General features: G+C 57.0%; 17 protein-coding genes and 5 tRNA genes. 19 read left to right on the forward strand and 3 right to left on the reverse strand.

Annotated features, from left to right (window positions below; translation table 11 throughout):
- Positions 1 to 132 precede the first annotated feature (132 nt).
- From pncC to luxS, 14 genes are all read left to right on the forward strand, one after another.
- Positions 133 to 624 carry a nicotinamide-nucleotide amidase gene (gene pncC / locus DCL27_RS02985; RefSeq protein WP_035600246.1) on the forward strand — a complete coding sequence of 164 codons (492 nt, stop codon included), beginning with the start codon at positions 133 to 135 and terminating at the stop codon, positions 622 to 624.
- Between the two features lie 63 nt (positions 625 to 687).
- Complete coding sequence (gene recA / locus DCL27_RS02990) at positions 688 to 1,749, forward strand: recombinase RecA (RefSeq protein ID WP_005281921.1); 1,062 nt, start codon at positions 688 to 690, stop codon at positions 1,747 to 1,749.
- Positions 1,750 to 1,787: 38 nt separating this feature from the next.
- On the forward strand, positions 1,788 to 2,228 hold the full coding sequence (locus tag DCL27_RS02995; RefSeq protein ID WP_035594274.1) for a regulatory protein RecX: 441 nt from the start codon (positions 1,788 to 1,790) through the stop codon (positions 2,226 to 2,228).
- 134 nt (positions 2,229 to 2,362) lie between these two features.
- The gene (alaS, locus tag DCL27_RS03000) at positions 2,363 to 4,990 is read left to right on the forward strand and encodes an alanine--tRNA ligase (protein ID WP_005281915.1); all 2,628 of its coding nucleotides are present in this window, start codon (positions 2,363 to 2,365) and stop codon (positions 4,988 to 4,990) included.
- 253 nt (positions 4,991 to 5,243) lie between these two features.
- A complete protein-coding gene (csrA, locus tag DCL27_RS03005) occupies positions 5,244 to 5,429 on the forward strand; it encodes a carbon storage regulator CsrA (RefSeq protein ID WP_002209449.1) in 186 nt (61 codons plus the stop codon).
- 626 nt (positions 5,430 to 6,055) lie between these two features.
- A tRNA-Ser gene (locus DCL27_RS03010) sits at positions 6,056 to 6,148 on the forward strand.
- Positions 6,149 to 6,152: 4 nt separating this feature from the next.
- Positions 6,153 to 6,229: transfer RNA gene (locus DCL27_RS03015), tRNA-Arg, on the forward strand.
- A 78-nt stretch (positions 6,230 to 6,307) separates the two neighbouring features.
- Positions 6,308 to 6,384, forward strand: a tRNA-Arg gene (locus DCL27_RS03020).
- Between the two features lie 71 nt (positions 6,385 to 6,455).
- Positions 6,456 to 6,532 (forward strand) — tRNA-Arg (locus DCL27_RS03025).
- 71 nt (positions 6,533 to 6,603) lie between these two features.
- Positions 6,604 to 6,680: transfer RNA gene (locus DCL27_RS03030), tRNA-Arg, on the forward strand.
- A gap of 337 nt (positions 6,681 to 7,017) precedes the next feature.
- Positions 7,018 to 7,593, forward strand: a complete 576-nt coding sequence (gene yqaB, locus DCL27_RS03035; RefSeq protein WP_035598469.1) for a fructose-1-phosphate/6-phosphogluconate phosphatase — start codon at positions 7,018 to 7,020, stop codon at positions 7,591 to 7,593.
- Positions 7,590 to 8,018, forward strand: a complete 429-nt coding sequence (locus DCL27_RS03040; protein ID WP_005281908.1) for a YqaA family protein — start codon at positions 7,590 to 7,592, stop codon at positions 8,016 to 8,018. The genes yqaB and DCL27_RS03040 overlap by 4 nt, the downstream gene beginning before the upstream one ends.
- A gap of 62 nt (positions 8,019 to 8,080) precedes the next feature.
- The gene (gshA, locus tag DCL27_RS03045; protein WP_035598463.1) at positions 8,081 to 9,640 is read left to right on the forward strand and encodes a glutamate--cysteine ligase; all 1,560 of its coding nucleotides are present in this window, start codon (positions 8,081 to 8,083) and stop codon (positions 9,638 to 9,640) included.
- Between the two features lie 165 nt (positions 9,641 to 9,805).
- Positions 9,806 to 10,321, forward strand: coding sequence for an S-ribosylhomocysteine lyase (gene luxS / locus DCL27_RS03050; protein ID WP_005281902.1), 516 nt, complete (start codon positions 9,806 to 9,808; stop codon positions 10,319 to 10,321).
- A gap of 113 nt (positions 10,322 to 10,434) precedes the next feature.
- Here luxS and DCL27_RS03055 read toward each other — a convergent pair whose 3' ends face one another.
- Both DCL27_RS03055 and DCL27_RS03060 read right to left on the reverse strand, forming a co-directional pair.
- The gene (locus tag DCL27_RS03055) at positions 10,435 to 11,721 is read right to left on the reverse strand and encodes an HlyC/CorC family transporter (RefSeq protein WP_005281900.1); all 1,287 of its coding nucleotides are present in this window, start codon (positions 11,719 to 11,721) and stop codon (positions 10,435 to 10,437) included.
- A 78-nt stretch (positions 11,722 to 11,799) separates the two neighbouring features.
- A complete protein-coding gene (locus DCL27_RS03060; protein ID WP_005281898.1) occupies positions 11,800 to 12,588 on the reverse strand; it encodes a cytochrome C assembly family protein in 789 nt (262 codons plus the stop codon).
- 193 nt (positions 12,589 to 12,781) lie between these two features.
- Between DCL27_RS03060 and ffh the strand changes: the two genes are divergently transcribed.
- From ffh to rplS, 5 genes are all read left to right on the forward strand, one after another.
- Positions 12,782 to 14,143, forward strand: a complete 1,362-nt coding sequence (ffh, locus tag DCL27_RS03065) for a signal recognition particle protein (RefSeq protein ID WP_035598462.1) — start codon at positions 12,782 to 12,784, stop codon at positions 14,141 to 14,143.
- A 149-nt stretch (positions 14,144 to 14,292) separates the two neighbouring features.
- Positions 14,293 to 14,541 (forward strand): 30S ribosomal protein S16, encoded by a 249-nt coding sequence (gene rpsP / locus DCL27_RS03070; protein ID WP_005296478.1) that lies wholly within the window; start codon positions 14,293 to 14,295, stop codon positions 14,539 to 14,541.
- Positions 14,542 to 14,559: 18 nt separating this feature from the next.
- Positions 14,560 to 15,105: a ribosome maturation factor RimM gene (gene rimM, locus DCL27_RS03075; protein ID WP_005281888.1), complete on the forward strand. Its 546-nt coding sequence runs from the start codon at positions 14,560 to 14,562 to the stop codon at positions 15,103 to 15,105.
- Positions 15,106 to 15,143: 38 nt separating this feature from the next.
- The gene (trmD, locus tag DCL27_RS03080; protein ID WP_005281887.1) at positions 15,144 to 15,902 is read left to right on the forward strand and encodes a tRNA (guanosine(37)-N1)-methyltransferase TrmD; all 759 of its coding nucleotides are present in this window, start codon (positions 15,144 to 15,146) and stop codon (positions 15,900 to 15,902) included.
- A gap of 49 nt (positions 15,903 to 15,951) precedes the next feature.
- Positions 15,952 to 16,299: a 50S ribosomal protein L19 gene (gene rplS, locus DCL27_RS03085; RefSeq protein ID WP_005281885.1), complete on the forward strand. Its 348-nt coding sequence runs from the start codon at positions 15,952 to 15,954 to the stop codon at positions 16,297 to 16,299.
- Between the two features lie 150 nt (positions 16,300 to 16,449).
- Here rplS and DCL27_RS03090 read toward each other — a convergent pair whose 3' ends face one another.
- On the reverse strand, positions 16,450 to 16,998 hold the full coding sequence (locus DCL27_RS03090; protein WP_035598460.1) for a class I SAM-dependent methyltransferase: 549 nt from the start codon (positions 16,996 to 16,998) through the stop codon (positions 16,450 to 16,452).
- Between the last annotated feature and the right edge of the window lie 110 nt (positions 16,999 to 17,108).

Consider the following 17,108-nt stretch of genomic DNA (forward strand, 5'->3'; position numbering starts at 1 on the left):
ACCACGCTAGGCGACATCGGGGAAACGTAAGCGCGTCAGATGACGGCGTGCTTACGTGGCGCGCCGCGTTTTTCCTGGGTGGAAAGTGTTACTATGATGCTCCGTTGAACCGAGGGGAGAGGGGTGAGCGCGATGAGCGAGTTAGCGGCATTAAGCCGAGAGGTGGGCGAACGTCTGCGCGCGCGCGGGGAGCAGGTCACCTGTGCCGAGTCCTGTACCGGCGGCTGGATCGCCAAGTCGTTGACCGATATCGCCGGCAGTTCGTGCTATTTTGAGCGCGGTTTTGTGACCTACAGCAATCGGGCCAAAGCGGAGATGCTGGGAGTTGCCAGTGAGGTGCTAGCCCAACACGGCGCGGTTAGTGAGCCGGTGGTCGCGGCGATGGCGACGGGGGCATTGCGTGCGGCCGGGGCGGATTTTGCCATCGCGGTGAGCGGCATCGCCGGGCCGGACGGCGGCAGCGAGCAGAAACCCGTCGGTACGGTGTGGTTTGGTTTCGCGACCCGTAACGCGCCGCCCTGGTGTTGCTGTCGCCACTTTCTCGGCGATCGCGATGCCGTGCGTCGGCAGGCAACCGAATTCGCCCTGCGGACACTGCTGGAAAAATTTCTTACGGAGTCTTGATACTGTACGAGTGTACAGTATAATCAAAATCAATTTCAGATTTGCTATGCGTGGAGTAAACGGATGGACGAGAACAAACAACGTGCCCTGGCTGCGGCATTAGGCCAGATTGAGAAGCAGTTTGGTAAAGGTTCTATCATGCGTCTGGGCGATACCCAAACGTTGGACATTGAGTCCATTTCAACCGGTTCTCTGAGTCTGGACGTGGCGCTCGGCATCGGCGGCTTGCCGATGGGGCGTATCGTCGAGATCTTCGGGCCGGAGTCCTCCGGTAAAACTACGCTAACGCTCTCTGTCATCGCGCGGGCACAGGCGGCGGGTAAGACTTGCGCCTTCATCGATGCCGAGCATGCGTTGGATCCGATCTATGCCGCTAAGCTGGGGGTCAAGGTCGATGACCTGCTGGTGTCCCAGCCCGATACCGGTGAACAGGCGCTGGAGATCTGTGATGCGCTGGTGCGTTCCGGGGCGGTCGATGTGATCATCGTGGACTCCGTGGCGGCGCTGACGCCGAAGGCGGAGATCGAAGGTGAGATGGGGGATTCCCATGTCGGCCTGCAGGCGCGTCTGATGTCGCAAGCGTTGCGTAAGCTGACCGCCAACATTAAGAACGCCAACTGCCTGGTGGTGTTTATCAACCAGATCCGTATGAAGATCGGGGTGATGTTCGGTAACCCGGAAACCACCACGGGCGGTAACGCGCTGAAGTTCTACTCCTCCGTACGCTTGGATATCCGTCGTATCGGCGCGATCAAAGAGGGCGACGAGGTGGTCGGTAACGAGACCCGCGTGAAGGTGGTGAAGAACAAGGTCGCGCCGCCGTTCCGTCAGGCCGAGTTCCAGATCCTGTACGGTGCCGGTATCTCCAAGGAGAGCGAGCTGATCGATCTGGGCGTCAAGCATAAGCTGCTGGATAAGTCTGGCGCCTGGTATAGCTATAACGGTGACAAGATTGGCCAGGGTAAGGCGAACTCGATGAAGTTCCTGCAGGAGAACCCGGCCATCTCTGCCGAGCTGGAAGGCAAGTTACGCGAACTGCTGTTGAGCCATGCCGCCGCGACCGATGCCGATCGCGCCAAGGGCGAAGTCGATGACGACGCGATGCCGGACGACGAGAACTTCTAATCATGTCGGAGGCTAACGCGGGGCAGAGCGCGGCGCGTGTGAGCGATGCGCTTAACCGGGCGATGCGTCTGTTGGCCCTGCGTGATCACAGCGAAAATGAATTGCGCCGCAAACTTGCGGCGCAAGGCGTTTCTGAGGCGGAGATCGCACCGGTCATCGCCCATTGTTACCATTATCAGTGGTTGGACGATGCGCGTTTCGCCGAGCGTTATATCGTCTCGCGTAGCCGTAAGGGGTACGGAGCACAGCGTATTCGCCAGGAGTTGGGGGTACGCGGTGTGGCGCGCGACGTGATCCAGCAGGCGTTGGCGGAGTGCACGGTCGACTGGCATGCCCAGGCGCGTCGCACGCTGGAACGCCACTTCTCTCTGCCGCTAGCCAGCGATTGGGCGACGCGAGCTAAGGTACAACGTTATCTCCTCTATCGTGGCTTCTTCCAGGAAGAGATCCAGGATGCGCTGCGCGATTTAAGCCGGTGAATGCACGCGGTGTTTTACTTCACGGTGAAGAAATTTTATCTTAGTGTCACTTTGTGTTCGTGAGCGGGCGTCGGCAGCGGAATGCGGGCTGGTTTGTTCACGGACTGTTCTTCTAGCCTGACTCCGGGACATTTATGAGCAAGAGTACCGCTGAGATCCGTCAAGCGTTTCTCGATTTTTATCACAGTAAGGGCCACCAGGTGGTGGACAGCAGCTCCCTGGTGCCGAACAACGATCCGACCTTGTTGTTTACCAACGCGGGGATGAACCAGTTTAAAGATGTTTTCCTTGGCATCGACAAGCGTAGCTACAGCCGTGCGACCACGGCACAGCGCTGCGTGCGAGCCGGTGGTAAGCATAATGACCTGGAAAACGTCGGCTATACCGCGCGTCACCACACCTTCTTCGAGATGCTGGGTAACTTCAGCTTCGGCGACTACTTCAAGCATGATGCGATTAAGTTTGCCTGGGAACTGTTGACCGGCGCGCAGTGGTTTAACCTGCCGCAGGAAAAACTGTGGGTGACGGTGTACGAGAGCGACGACGAGGCTTACAACATCTGGGCCAACGAAGTCGGCGTACCGCGTGAGCGCATTATCCGTATCGGTGACAATAAGGGTGCCCCCTACGCCTCCGATAACTTCTGGCAGATGGGTGATACCGGGCCATGCGGCCCCTGCACCGAGATCTTCTACGATCACGGCGCCCACATCGCCGGTGGGCCTCCGGGTAGCCCGGATGAGGACGGCGACCGTTACATCGAGATTTGGAACATCGTCTTCATGCAGTTCAACCGCCAGAGCGACGGCACCCTGTTGCCGCTGCCCAAGCCTTCCGTCGATACCGGCATGGGGCTGGAGCGTATCGCCGCGGTGTTGCAGCATGTTAACTCCAACTACGACATCGATCTGTTCCGTACCCTGATCGCCGAGACGGCACGGGTGATCGGCGTGGACGATCTGAGCAGCAAATCGCTGCGCGTGATCGCCGACCATATTCGCTCCTGTGCCTTCCTGGTCTCAGATGGCGTGTTGCCGTCGAACGAAGGGCGTGGCTATGTGCTGCGTCGCATCATTCGTCGCGCGGTCCGTCATGGTCACATGCTGGGAGCCAAGGAGTCCTTCTTCTATAAACTGGTTGCACCGTTGATCCAGGTGATGGGCTCCGCCGCCGATGAGCTGGCCCGCCAGCAGGCGATGGTCGAGCAGGTGTTGAAGACCGAAGAGGAGCAGTTCGCTCGTACGCTGGAGCGCGGTCTGGCCCTGCTCGATGACGAGTTGGCGCAGCTGGATGGCGATACCCTGGATGGCGAGACGGCGTTCCGTCTGTACGACACCTATGGTTTCCCGCTGGATCTGACGGCCGATGTGTGCCGCGAGCGTAATCTGAAGGTTGATGAGGTCGGCTTTGAGAAGGCGATGGAGGCGCAGCGTCGTCGGGCGCGTGAGTCCAGCGGTTTCGGCGCCGACTATAACAGCCTGATCCGCGTCGAAGGCAGCACGGACTTTACCGGTTATCAGCGTCAGCAGCAGATGGCGACGATCACCGCGCTGTTCCGCAACGGCCAGGCGGTCGACGCCTTGCAGGCCGGTGAGGAAGGGGTTGTGGTATTGGATCAGACGCCGTTCTATGCCGAGTCCGGCGGCCAGGTTGGCGATCGGGGCGAGTTGAGCGCCTCTGGCGTTAGCTTCGTCGTCGACGATACCCAGAAGTATGGTCAGGCCATCGGTCATCTCGGTAAGGTCGTCCAGGGGCATCTACAGGTCGGCGCTTCGCTGCAGGCTAGCATCGATGTCGCTCGCCGCGATCGTATTCGTCTGAGCCACTCGGCGACTCACCTGATGCATGCCGCGCTGCGTAGCGTATTGGGCACGCATGTGGCGCAGAAGGGGTCATTGGTGAACGATGGTTATCTGCGTTTCGACTTCTCGCACCCCGAGGCGATGAAGCCGCAGCAGATCCGTCAGGTTGAAGAGATCGTCAACGCGCAGATCCGCCGTAACCTGCCGATTGAGACGCAGGAGATGGGCCTGGAAGAGGCGAAGGCGAAGGGCGCGATGGCGCTGTTCGGCGAGAAGTATGATGCCCAGGTTCGCGTACTGAGTATGGGTGAGTTCTCGACTGAGCTGTGCGGCGGTACCCACGCCGAGCGTACGGGCGATATCGGCCTGTTCCGCATCGTGAGCGAAAGCGGTACGGCGGCGGGCGTGCGTCGTATCGAGGCCGTGACCGGTGAGCAGGCCTTGCAGGCGATGCATCAGGAGAGCGATATGCTGCGCGAGGCGGCCTCCCTGGTGAAAGGGGATACGCAGAGTGTCGCCGAGAAGATCCGCGGGCTGATGGAGAAGAGCCGTCAGCTGGAGAAGGCGCTACAGCAGCTTAAGGATCAGCAGGCCGCTCAGGAGAGTGCATCGCTGAGTGCGCAGGCAGTCGAGGTGAACGGGGTGAAACTGTTGGTCAGTCAGCTGCACGGCGTTGAGCCGAAGATGCTGCGTACCATGGTGGATGACCTGAAGAACCAGATGGGCAGCTGCATCGTGGTGTTGGCGACGGCGGAAGAGGGCAAGGTGAGCCTGATCGCCGGTGTCAGCAAGGATCTGACCGCGAAGGTTAAAGCTGGCGAGCTGATCGGTATGGTCGCTCAGCAGGTTGGTGGCAAGGGCGGGGGCCGTCCGGACATGGCCCAGGCGGGGGGCAGCGATGTTGCCGCACTGCCGCAGGCCCTGGCCAGCGTTAGCGATTGGGTTACCGCGAAGCTGTAATCTAACCTGTTAACACGAGAACGCCGTATCCTATTGTTGGATACGGCGTTTTTTTATCTCACGCTGTTTTCTTCGTGATAAATTTTGCAATATTGCTGATGATTTGCGCTAAACTTGTACCCATGATGTAGCGCACGATAATCTGCTTACACATTATGAAGTTGTTGCTGTTTACGTTTTTACTACAGATGATGGATAATGGCGGGGATAAACTGAGAGACCCGACTCTAATTAATCTTTCAAGGAGCAAAGAATGCTTATTCTGACTCGTCGAGTTGGTGAGACCCTCATGATTGGCGATGAGGTAACGGTCACCGTATTGGGGGTGAAGGGAAACCAGGTTCGTATCGGTGTGAATGCTCCGAAAGAGGTTTCTGTGCATCGAGAAGAGATCTATCAGCGCATTCAGGCGGAAAAGTCTCAACCGACGACCTACTGATTCCTGTGTAGCGTCTCGCAACGTGGCGGGACGCTTACGCATTACTTGTCTGACTTGCCGCCGCCTTCCCCCTTAACATCACCTCTTAGCCGTTATCCCGTTATCCCGTTATCCCGTTATCCCGTTATCCTTTGACTGCTGACTGCTGACTGCTGACTGCTGACTGCTGACTGCTGACTGCTGACTGCTGACTGCTGACTTGCTCTGCCCTGGTTCACGTAGACGCGTAGATGCGTCTTTATCTCAACCTATTGCGCGTTGACAGGGTTGATATTTTCGCCGAGCACCTCGCCTGAGCGAGACGTTGTTTGGCCGTGTTAGCTTTTCGTCGCTGTTTTTTCGTCCTTTGTCGCATGCCATACATGGCGTCATGCCGTCGGCGGAGAGAAAGTGGGGCGCGAGGCGTACCGGGCTAGCCTGGGTTAGACACGATTTTGCCGTTTATAAAAACGACATTCTGGTGTTATTCGCAGCGCTTTGGATGTGAAATGTGCAAACGATTCGGATTGCACAAAAACTCAGGAAAAATTGTTTGACTTATCAGCCCGTGAAAGTAATATGTGCGCCACGCAGTGCCGATGAGACAACGAAACGTTGAGTGGGCACAACTCGCAAGAGTCGCGTGTGGTGAGGTGGCCGAGAGGCTGAAGGCGCTCCCCTGCTAAGGGAGTATGCGGTCAAAAGCTGCATCGGGGGTTCGAATCCCCCCCTCACCGCCATTTTGCATCCGTAGCTCAGCTGGATAGAGTACTCGGCTACGAACCGAGCGGTCGGAGGTTCGAATCCTCCCGGATGCACCATCTTTCAGGCTTACGGCTTAGTGCGGTAAGCTGGATGCGGGAATCAGAACGCCCCGTGTCGTCAAGTAAGTTCTCTGTGCATCCGTAGCTCAGCTGGATAGAGTACTCGGCTACGAACCGAGCGGTCGGAGGTTCGAATCCTCCCGGATGCACCATTCTTTAGGTTCATGGTGATCAACGATGAATCAGACAGTGGAGTCCAGCGCTGTCGACTAGGTTATTCTGTGCATCCGTAGCTCAGCTGGATAGAGTACTCGGCTACGAACCGAGCGGTCGGAGGTTCGAATCCTCCCGGATGCACCATCCTTTAGATTCATGGTATTCAACGATGAATCAGGCAGTAGAATCCAACGCTGCCGATTATGTTATTCTGTGCATCCGTAGCTCAGCTGGATAGAGTACTCGGCTACGAACCGAGCGGTCGGAGGTTCGAATCCTCCCGGATGCACCATCTTTCGCAGAGCATGATTGCTATAACATGTTTTGCCGGCAACAGCGGTTGCCTTAGTAGTAAAAAGGGAGGATAACGTTGCGTAGCAACGGCCCTTGCGGTGAGACGCAACGCGTCGAATCATCCTCCCGGATGCACCATCTTTACTGACAAAGCCCGCTTATGCGGGCTTTGTTGCATCTGTTTCACGCTCCCGCTCTCTTTCCCGTTCAAGCAGTAACGCACCGTAAGTGCGTTAGTCCGTGCCTCGTGCTGACGATGCGTTTCCTGTCCGCGACAACCCGCCTCGTTTTACGCTAAAGTGATGCTCCATTTCCCCCAGGCTTAGAGGATGAGCATGGCGCAATATGACCATTATGATGGGCTGATTTTTGACATGGATGGTACCTTGCTCGACAGCGAGCCCATTCACCGCCAGGCTTGGCAGGAGGTCGTAGGGCGTTATGGTATGGATTATGACCTAATGGCAATGATCGCACTCAATGGCTCTCCCACAGTGCGCATCGCTCAGGCTATTATTGAACATAATCACTCCACACTCGATCCTCATGCCCTGGCTGCCGAGAAAAACCGGCTGGTTGAGGGGATGTTGTTAGATGGGGTGCGGCCGTTGCCGTTGGCGGAAGTCGCGCGTGCCTATAAGGGGCGGCGTCCGATGGCTATCGGTACCGGCAGTGAGCACCGACTGGCCGAGGCGTTGCTGCGTCGGTTAGGGCTCGGTGACTGTTTTCAGGTCATCGTGGCCGCGGATGATGTCCAACGTCATAAACCGGATCCGCAAACCTTCTTACGTTGTGCGGCGCTGATGGGCGTGGCAGCGGCACGTTGCGTGGTATTCGAGGATGCCGATTACGGTATTCAGGCGGCCGTGGCCGCTGGAATGGATTGGGTAGATGTGCGCTGTCTGCAATGAGTGAATTTTGGGCTATCGCTGGCATGTTTGTCAGTAGCTTTACCAGTGCGACCCTGCTGCCTGGAAATTCCGAAGTGGTATTGAGCGGGCTATTGATTGCCGCGCAGGCCCCGGTGTTTGGGCTGTTAGTGGCGGCGATTGTCGGTAATGTCTTGGGGGGCGCGACGAATGTGGTCATCGGTCGAGCCCTTCCTCAAGTTACCCCGCAGCGAGGATTGGCGGTAGCGCTTGGATGGTTGCAACGCTATGGCGCAGCAGCACTCCTGCTGAGTTGGTTGCCGGTCATTGGCGACCTGCTGTGTGTGTTGGCTGGCTGGTTGCGCCTACCGTGGGGCGCGGTATTGCTGTACCTAACTCTGGGTAAGGCCGTGCGTTATGCCTTGTTGGCTTGGCTAACGCTGTATGGCATGTCGTGGTGGCATTAGGCGTCCTTGCCGCTGGATGCGGTGGATGCGTTAACTCTTCTTAAAATTAGCGGGAGGTCAATTTGATCCCGGACGTATCTCAAGCCCTTAGCTGGCTAGAATCTCACCCGGATGCCCTGGATGGTATTCGGCGTGGTATCGAACGCGAAACGTTACGCGTCACTCCCGATGGGCACCTGGCTCACACGCCGCATCCTGCGGTGCTGGGAAAGGCCTTGACCCATCCTTGGATCACCACCGACTTTGCCGAGAGTCTGCTAGAGTTTATCACCCCGGTCGATGGCAATATCGACCACATGCTGGATTTCCTGCGAGATATCCACCGCTATGTGGCGCGTCATCTGGGGGATGAGCGGATGTGGCCCCTGAGCATGCCCTGTTTTATCGGCAATGAGCAGGATATTACCTTGGCGCAGTATGGCAGCAGCAATCTGGGGCGCTTTAAGACCCTCTACCGTGAGGGATTGAAGAACCGCTATGGCGCGCTGATGCAGACCATTTCTGGCGTGCATTACAACTTCTCCTTGCCACTGCGTTTCTGGCAGGCGCGTGCCGGCGTGCAAGACGCTGAGAGTGGTAAGGCGGCGATCTCCGATGGTTATTTCCGTCTGATCCGCAATTATTATCGCTTCGGTTGGGTGATCCCCTATCTGTTCGGTGCCTCACCGGCGATCTGTGGCTCCTTCCTGAATGGGCGAGAGACGGCGTTGCCGTTCGAACGCCAGGGCGGTACGTTGTTCCTGCCGTATGCCACCTCGTTACGCCTGAGCGACCTGGGCTATACCAATAAATCGCAGAGTAACCTCGGTATTACCTTCAACCATCTGGATGAGTACGTTGTCGCGTTGAAGCGTGCGATTCACACGCCTTCCGAGGAGTTTTCTCGCCTGGGCGTCGTCGATCAGGGGCACTATCGCCAGTTGAACGCCAATGTGCTGCAGATCGAAAACGAGTTGTACGCCCCGATCCGTCCCAAGCGGGTGACCCGTGACGACGAGTCGCCGTCGGATGCCTTATTGCGCGCGGGAATCGAGTATATCGAGGTGCGTTCCCTGGATATTAACCCGTTCAGCCCCATCGGGGTCGAGGCCGAGCAGTGCCGTTTCCTCGATCTATTCCTGATCTGGTGTGTGTTGGCCGATGCGCCGGAGATGAGTAGCGATGAGCTGCTGTGTACGCGTCAGAACTGGAATCGCGTGATCCTGGAGGGGCGTAAGCCGGGGCAGACGATCGGCATCGGTTGTCACGATGCGCGTCAGCCGTTGCCCTATGTCGGGAAGGCGTTGTTTGCCGATCTGCTGCGGGTCGCCGAAGTCTTGGATGGGATCAACGGCGATCGCTGTTATCAGCAGGTGTGTACTCGTTTGGTCGCCGCCTTCGAGGATGTCTCCTTGACCTACTCGGCGCGCGTGATGGCTCAGATGGAGAATAACGGTATCGGCGGTTATGGCTTGGCCTTGGCGCAGCGTTATCGTGAGCAACTGTGTGCCGAGCCGTTGACGTTGTTGGATGAGGCAGAGTTGGCCCGCCAGGCGCAGGCGTCTATCGATCGCCAGGCGGCGTTGGAGTCGGCAGATAGCGAGCCGTTCGAGCACTATCTCCATCGACATGCCGGCGCATAAGGGTAAGAAAAGAAAAAGGCCACGATACCTGTGGCCAAATATGCATCTCTGAGAACAGGGATGATGATAACAAATGCGCGTCTTTCATATACTGAGAGTCGTACGATGGGAAAAGGTTTCCTAAAAAGCGAAAAAAATATTTTTTTACCTTGAGGAGGTGATGAAATGCCATTATTGGATAGCTTCACTGTCGACCATACGCGTATGGCCGCACCGGCGGTTCGTGTCGCGAAAAAGATGACGACGCCGCATGGCGATCAGATTACGGTATTCGATCTGCGCTTCTGCCGCCCGAATAAGGCCATTCTGCCGGAGCGCGGCATTCATACGTTGGAGCATCTGTTTGCCGGCTTTATGCGCGACCATCTCAACGGCGATGGGGTCGAGATCATCGATATTTCACCGATGGGTTGCCGTACCGGCTTCTATATGAGCCTGATCGGTACGCCGGACGAAGCGCGTGTCGCGGCGGCTTGGACGGCGGCGATGGAGGATGTGTTGCAGGTCCAGGATCAGCATCATATCCCCGAGTTGAATGAGTTCCAGTGCGGGACCTGTAACATGCACTCCCTGACGGAGGCGCAGCAGATCGCCCGTGATATTCTGGCTAGCGGCATCGGCATCAACCACAATGACGATCTGGCGCTGTCTGCCGAACAACTGGCGCGTTTGCACCCGTAAGCGTGAGGGCACGCTGAGCGCGATACCCGGCAATAACGGTCACGCGCGGCCCGATAGAAAAGCCCCCACAGAGATGATCTGCGGGGGCTTTTTTAGTGCTTATCGTCCAGGCGTTAGGTGTGTTCGCCCGCGAGTGGGGCGCGTAACAGCGAGACGCGCACCCGCTTGATCATGTTTTCCTGTACATCGAGGATTTCGATGAAGTAGTTGCCGATGGTCACCTGGGCGCCCGGTTGCGGGATCTCTTCCAGCGTCTCCAATAGCATGCCGTTGATGGTGCGTGCGCCTTCGGCGGGCAGTGTCCAATTGAAGGCTTTATTCAGCTCACGGATATTGGCGCTGCCGTCGATCAGTACGCTGCCATCGCTCTGCGGTAGCACCTCTTCGGCCAGGGAGGGGGACATGGAGGTGGTGAAGTCGCCGACGATCTCCTCCAGGATATCCTCGACGGAGATCAGCCCTTTGATATCGCCGTACTCGTCGACTACGATACCGACTTTCTCCTTATTCCGCTGGAACTTGAGCAACTGCACATTGAGCTGTGTCCCCTCAGGAATGTAGTAGATCTCGTCGGCGGCGCGCAGTAGGTTCTCCTTATTGAACTCCTGCTTCTCGATCAGTTGCCGGTAAGCCTCGCGCACGCGCAGCATGCCGATGGCATCATCCAGGCCGTCGCGAAACAAGACGATGCGACCATGGGGTGAGTGGGTCAGCTGGCGTAGGATCGATTTCCAATCATCATTGACGTCGATGCCGACGATCTCGTTGCGCGGCACCATGATGTCCTCCACCGAGATCTTGTCCAGATCCAGCACCGAGATCAGCATGTCCTGATTACGGCGTGAGATCTGCGAGCGTGACTCGTTGACGATGGTACGTAGCTCCTCTTTACTCACCGCATCGCTGCGATTGACGTGCGGCTGAATACCGCACATCCGCAGCAACAGGCGAGTGATGCCATTCAGTAGCCAGACCAACGGCATCATCACCTTTTGTAGCGGGCCGAGTAATAAGCTGCTGGGAAAGGCGACGCGCTCCGGGTAGAGGGCGGCGAAGGTCTTGGGCATGACCTCGGCGAAGATCAGAATGACGAAGGTGAGGATACCGGTGGCAATGGCGACGCCGCTGTCGCCGTATAGCCGCATGCCCACGATGGTAGCCAAGGCCGAGGCGAGGATGTTGACCAGGTTATTCCCGATCAGCACCAGGCTTATCAGGCGATCAGGGTGCTGCAATAGGCGCTCGACACGCCGGGCGGGCCGCACGCCCTGCTTTGCCAGATGGCGCAGGCGGTAGCGGTTGAGGGTCATCATCCCGGTTTCCGAGGCGGAGAAGTAGGCGGAGATAATCACCATCAGCAGCAGGATGGCGATCAGTGTGCCGGTAGAGACGTGCTCCAAGCGGGTATTCCTTATGGTGATTAACGATCTGCCCCGCGCAAGGGCGGCGGGGCGATGATACTGGCATGCTGGCGGGGGTTACTGGACAACCCCCATCATGATCCGACTGCCGAAGTAGGCCAGGGTTAAGAGTAAGGCCCCGGCCAGGCTGCACCAGACCACGGGGCGGCCACGCCAGCCACGGCGGTAATGGCCCCAGAGCAAGGTGACGTACACGATCCAGGCCAGCACCGACAACAGCGCCTTGTGCATGTTCTCGGCATCGAACAGGTGCTCCATATACAGCACGCCGGTAATCAGTGTCAGGGTCAGTAGCACTACACCGACCTGGGTAATGTGGAACATCTTGCGTTCAATGCTCATCAGCGGCGGCATGTCGGCGCTCAGGGTAAGCTTCTTATTCTTCAGCAGGTAGTCCATCCAGGCCAACTGGAAGGCGTACAGCGCCGCGATGATCAGCGTGGCATAGGAAAAGAGCGCCAGGCCGATGTGAACGAGCAATGAGGGGGTCGCCTCCAGATGGGTGATGAACTCGCCGGGGACAAAACTGGCGAGCCCCAGGTTGATCAGGGCGAAACTGTAGACGATAGGCAGCAGAAACCAACCGCGATCGCGTGAGGCCACGACGGTCATCACCAGGCAAATCAGCAGGCTGACGGATGACCCCATATTCAACAAGCTCAGATTTTGCCCGGCGCTGACGTCGAAGATACGTTGATAGAGTGCGACGGCATGGCACAACAAGGCGCCGCTGGCGAAGGTGAGCGCCAGCCGCCGATAGGTGCGATTATTACGCGCCAGACCGGGAACGATCAGCCCCAGGCTGAGCAGATAGGCAATCATAGCCGTGATGGCAAATACGGGCATAGCGAGTTTATTCTGACTGAGTGAATGAGGATCTTAGTATAGCGTTAGCGGGGTCACGCTCCAACCGCTGCCGGCTAGCAATGCGCGCCGTGGGGGAGAGAATCGCAGGGCTTCGTGTTATACTCGCCGCCATCTTTAGCGATGTCGTCGCCTGACGGCCCGTTTTGCATTGGTACTACGTTGAGCATAAACCATGTTTGAGAATCTAAGCGATCGATTGTCGCGCACGCTGCGCAACATCAGTGGCCGCGGGCGACTGACCGAAGATAACATCAAAGATACCCTGCGCGAAGTGCGCATGGCGCTGCTGGAAGCCGACGTGGCGTTGCCGGTGGTGCGTGATTTCATCAATCGGGTGAAAGAGAGCGCACTGGGCCAAGAGGTGAATAAGAGCCTGACGCCGGGGCAAGAGTTCGTCAAGATTGTGCAGGACGAATTGACGCGCGCCATGGGCGAGGCGAACACCGAGTTGAACCTGGCCGCGCAGCCGCCAGCGGTGGTGCTGATGGCCGGTCTCCAAGGGGCCGGTAAGACGACCAGCGTCGGTAAGCTGGGTAATTTCCTCAAAGAGAAACAAAAGAAAAAGGTGCTGGTTGTCTCCGCCGACGTGTATCGCCCGGCGGCGATCAAACAGTTGGAGACCCTGGCACAGGGCGTAGGCGTCGATTTCTTCCCTTCCGATGTGCAAGAGCGTCCGCTGGATATCGTGCAGCGTGCGCTGACCCACGCCAAGCAGAAATTCTATGATGTATTGATCGTCGATACCGCCGGTCGCTTGCATGTCGATGAAGCGATGATGGAGGAGATCAAACAGATCCACGCGGCAATCACCCCGGTGGAAACGCTGTTTGTCGTCGATGCCATGACCGGCCAAGATGCGGCCAATACCGCTAGCGCCTTTAATCAGGCGCTGCCATTGACCGGTGTGGTACTGACCAAGGTCGATGGCGATGCACGCGGCGGTGCGGCGCTCTCGATTCGCCATATCACCGGTAAGCCGATCAAGTTCCTCGGTGTCGGCGAGAAGACGGATGCGTTGGAGCCGTTCCATCCGGATCGCGTTGCATCACGTATCCTGGGTATGGGCGACGTCCTGTCGCTGATCGAAGAGCTGGAGAGCAAGGTCGATCGGGAGCAGGCCGAGAAGCTGGCGACCAAGTTGAAGAAGGGCGATGGTTTCGACCTGAACGACTTTATGGAGCAGCTTAAGCAGATGCGCAACATGGGCGGGATGACCTCCATGCTGGCCAAATTGCCGGGCGTCGGTCAGTTGCCGGATAACGTTAAAGCGCAGATGGATGATAAGGTGTTGGTGCGAATGGAGGCGATCATCAGCTCGATGACGCTGAAAGAGCGCAACCATCCGGAGATCATCAAAGGGTCGCGCAAACGTCGCATCGCGCAGGGCTCTGGCATGCAGGTGCAAGACGTCAACCGCCTGCTGAAGCAGTTTGACGAGATGCAGCGCATGATGAAGAAGATGAAGAAAGGCGGAATGGCGAAGATGATGCGCGGCATGCGTGGCATGATGCCGCCAGGATTCCCGGGGCGTTAATCCGCGGCTCTCGGAGCGAAAAGCGGCGCTGGCAGTTGCTTTTCGCGCCAAAATGAGTAAAATTTTCGGGCTTTTATGTTCGTATGAACAAGGACACCGGGCTCCGTTCCTCGATGGGGTCTGGTGTTTTATTTACTAATGAGGATGTTATGGTAACCATTCGTTTAGCACGTGGCGGCGCGAAAAAGCGTCCGTTTTATCAAGTAGTAGTGACCGACAGCCGTAATGCTCGTGATGGTCGTTTCATCGAGCGCGTTGGCTTCTTCAACCCGGTTGCAACCGGTAGCGCCGAAGGCCTGCGTCTGGACCTGGATCGTGTAAGCCACTGGGTTTCCCAGGGCGCGACCGTTTCTGATCGCGTAGCTGCGCTGATCAAAGAAGCTCAGAAAGCGGCTTAATCCGTTGCGGTGGTCACGATGAGCATACAAAATAAGCCGGCGATGGACAAAGCAGTCATTCTGGGGAAACTCGGTTCTGCGTACGGCATCCGCGGCTGGCTCAGAGTGTTTTCCTCCACCGAGGATGCCGAGAGCATTTTCGATTACCAGCCCTGGTTTATTCAGCAGGGGGGTAAGTGGGTTGCGATTGAGCTGGAAAGCTGGCGTAACCACAGTCAGGATCTGGTCATCAAGATCAAAGGTATTGATGATCGCGATGCGGCTAACGCCTTGGTGAATCGAGAGATCGCCGTGGACGAGTCGCAACTGCCTGCGCTGGAAGAGGGCGACTACTACTGGAAAGACCTGATGGGCTGCCAGGTGGTCACCGTCGCCGGCTATGAGTTGGGTAAAGTCACTGCGATGATGGAAACCGGCTCTAACGACGTCTTAGTCGTCAAGGCGAACCTGAAAGATGCATTCGGTATCAAGGAGCGGTTGATTCCGTTCCTCGACGGGCAGGTGATCAAGAAAGTCGATCTCACTGCTAAGAGTATTGAAGTAGATTGGGATCCTGGTTTTTGACCTCCGAGACTAACGGTTGCAGCGAGTGGGACACGACAATGTGGATTGGTGTTGTTAGCCTGTTTCCCGAGATGTTCCGCGCCATCACCGATTACGGGGTAACTGGCCGGGCGGTAAAAAATGGCCTGCTTAGCGTGCAGTGCTGGAATCCTCGTGATTTCACCCACGATCGGCATCGTACCGTGGACGACCGTCCTTATGGCGGCGGACCGGGGATGTTGATGATGGTACAACCCTTGCGGGATGCCATCCATGCGGCAAAGGCAGCGGCAGGCGAAGGGGCGAAAGTGATTTATCTCTCGCCTCAGGGGCGCAAACTCGACCAGCAAGGAGTTTGTGAACTCTCCGCGGCTCAGAAGCTGATTCTGGTCTGCGGGCGTTATGAAGGTATTGATGAGCGCGTGATCCAAGCCGAGGTCGATGAAGAATGGTCGATCGGTGATTACGTTCTCAGCGGCGGTGAACTGCCGGCCATGACCTTGATCGACTCTATCTCACGGTTTGTCCCGGGGGTATTGGGCGATCAGGCCTCGGCGCAGGAAGATTCATTCGTCGACGGGCTGCTGGATTGCCCGCACTATACCCGACCTGAGGTGTTACAAGGCAAGGAAGTTCCGCCAGTATTACTGTCGGGCAACCATGCCGAGATCCGTCGCTGGCGCTTAAAGCAGTCGCTGGGCCGAACCTGGCTGAGAAGACCTGAACTTCTAGAAAGCCTAGCTCTGACTGACGAGCAAGCAAAGCTGCTGGCGCAGTTCCGTGAGGAGCATGCCGCGCAGCAGGAACATGAAGGCTGAGACCGTAGGGTCGAGCCGTATATCAGTTTACCTAGGGTAAGAGATTATTATGAGCAATATCATTAAGCAGCTTGAACAAGAGCAGATGAAGCAAGACGTACCTGCGTTCCGTCCGGGTGATTCCGTGGAAGTTAAGGTATGGGTCGTTGAAGGTTCTAAGAAGCGTCTGCAGGCATTCGAGGGCGTGGTTATCGCTATTCGTAACCGCGGTCTGCACTCTGCATTCACTGTTCGCAAGATTTCTAACGGCGAAGGTGTTGAGCGTGTATTCCAGACTCACTCACCGGTTATCGACAGCATCGCTGTTAAGCGCCGTGGTGCCGTTCGTAAAGCTAAACTGTACTACCTGCGTGAGCGTACTGGTAAGGCAGCTCGTATTAAAGAGCGTCTGAACTAAGATAACGCTTTCGCTACATCCGAAAGTAGTTAAGTGATAAGGGGTTGGCCATCTGGTCAGCCCCTTTTTTTATGTTTGTGTCCCGATTATGCCCACGCTGATGTCGCCTAGGCTTGGCTCAGGGTGACCAGGATGGTGACACGGGCGGGTTTAACGAGGACGGCACAGGTAGACAAAGGCGGGGGGCAGGTTGCGCCATACCAGTGAGCGTTGCCAGTGAAAGTGGCGGGCCAGGTGGCTTTCGAGCAACGGGCTGTATTGGAACTGAATAAAGCACCCGCCAGGTTTGAGCGCGAGTGCGGCAGCGCTCAGGATGGTGTGGCGCAGTTCGGCGCTAAAGGCCAGTAAGGGTAAGCCAGAGAAGATCACATCGTAGCGTTGGCTGATCTCGCTGGCGGAGGTGTTGTGCACCTGAGTGCGCCAATCGGCTAATTGCTGTAGGGCTTGGCAAAAATGGGGATTAGTCTCAAAGATATCCAAGTGAGCATCGTGACGCATGCGGCGCTGAATATGGCGGGTTAATACGCCGGTTCCCGCGCCAAACTCGGCGATGGAGTGGGTCTGTCGCCAATCGACAGGGCGTACCATTTCACGGCACAGGAAGGGCGTCGAGGGCGAGATGGCCCCTACCGTACGGGGAGAGCGGACAAACTGTGTGATAAAGCCGGCTGTTGTTTTGAGTGATTCGGTAAAGAGCATGATACCGCCTCCTATAGGCTTTGAGGTGTATCGGGTATTACAGCGCCGAAAGCTTAACTGGATATTAATTAACTACGTAAAGAAGAATAAAGAAGGGTCAAACGGCCGCC

It is taken from the genome of Edwardsiella tarda ATCC 15947 = NBRC 105688, assembly GCF_003113495.2.
GTDB lineage: Bacteria > Pseudomonadota > Gammaproteobacteria > Enterobacterales > Enterobacteriaceae > Edwardsiella > Edwardsiella tarda.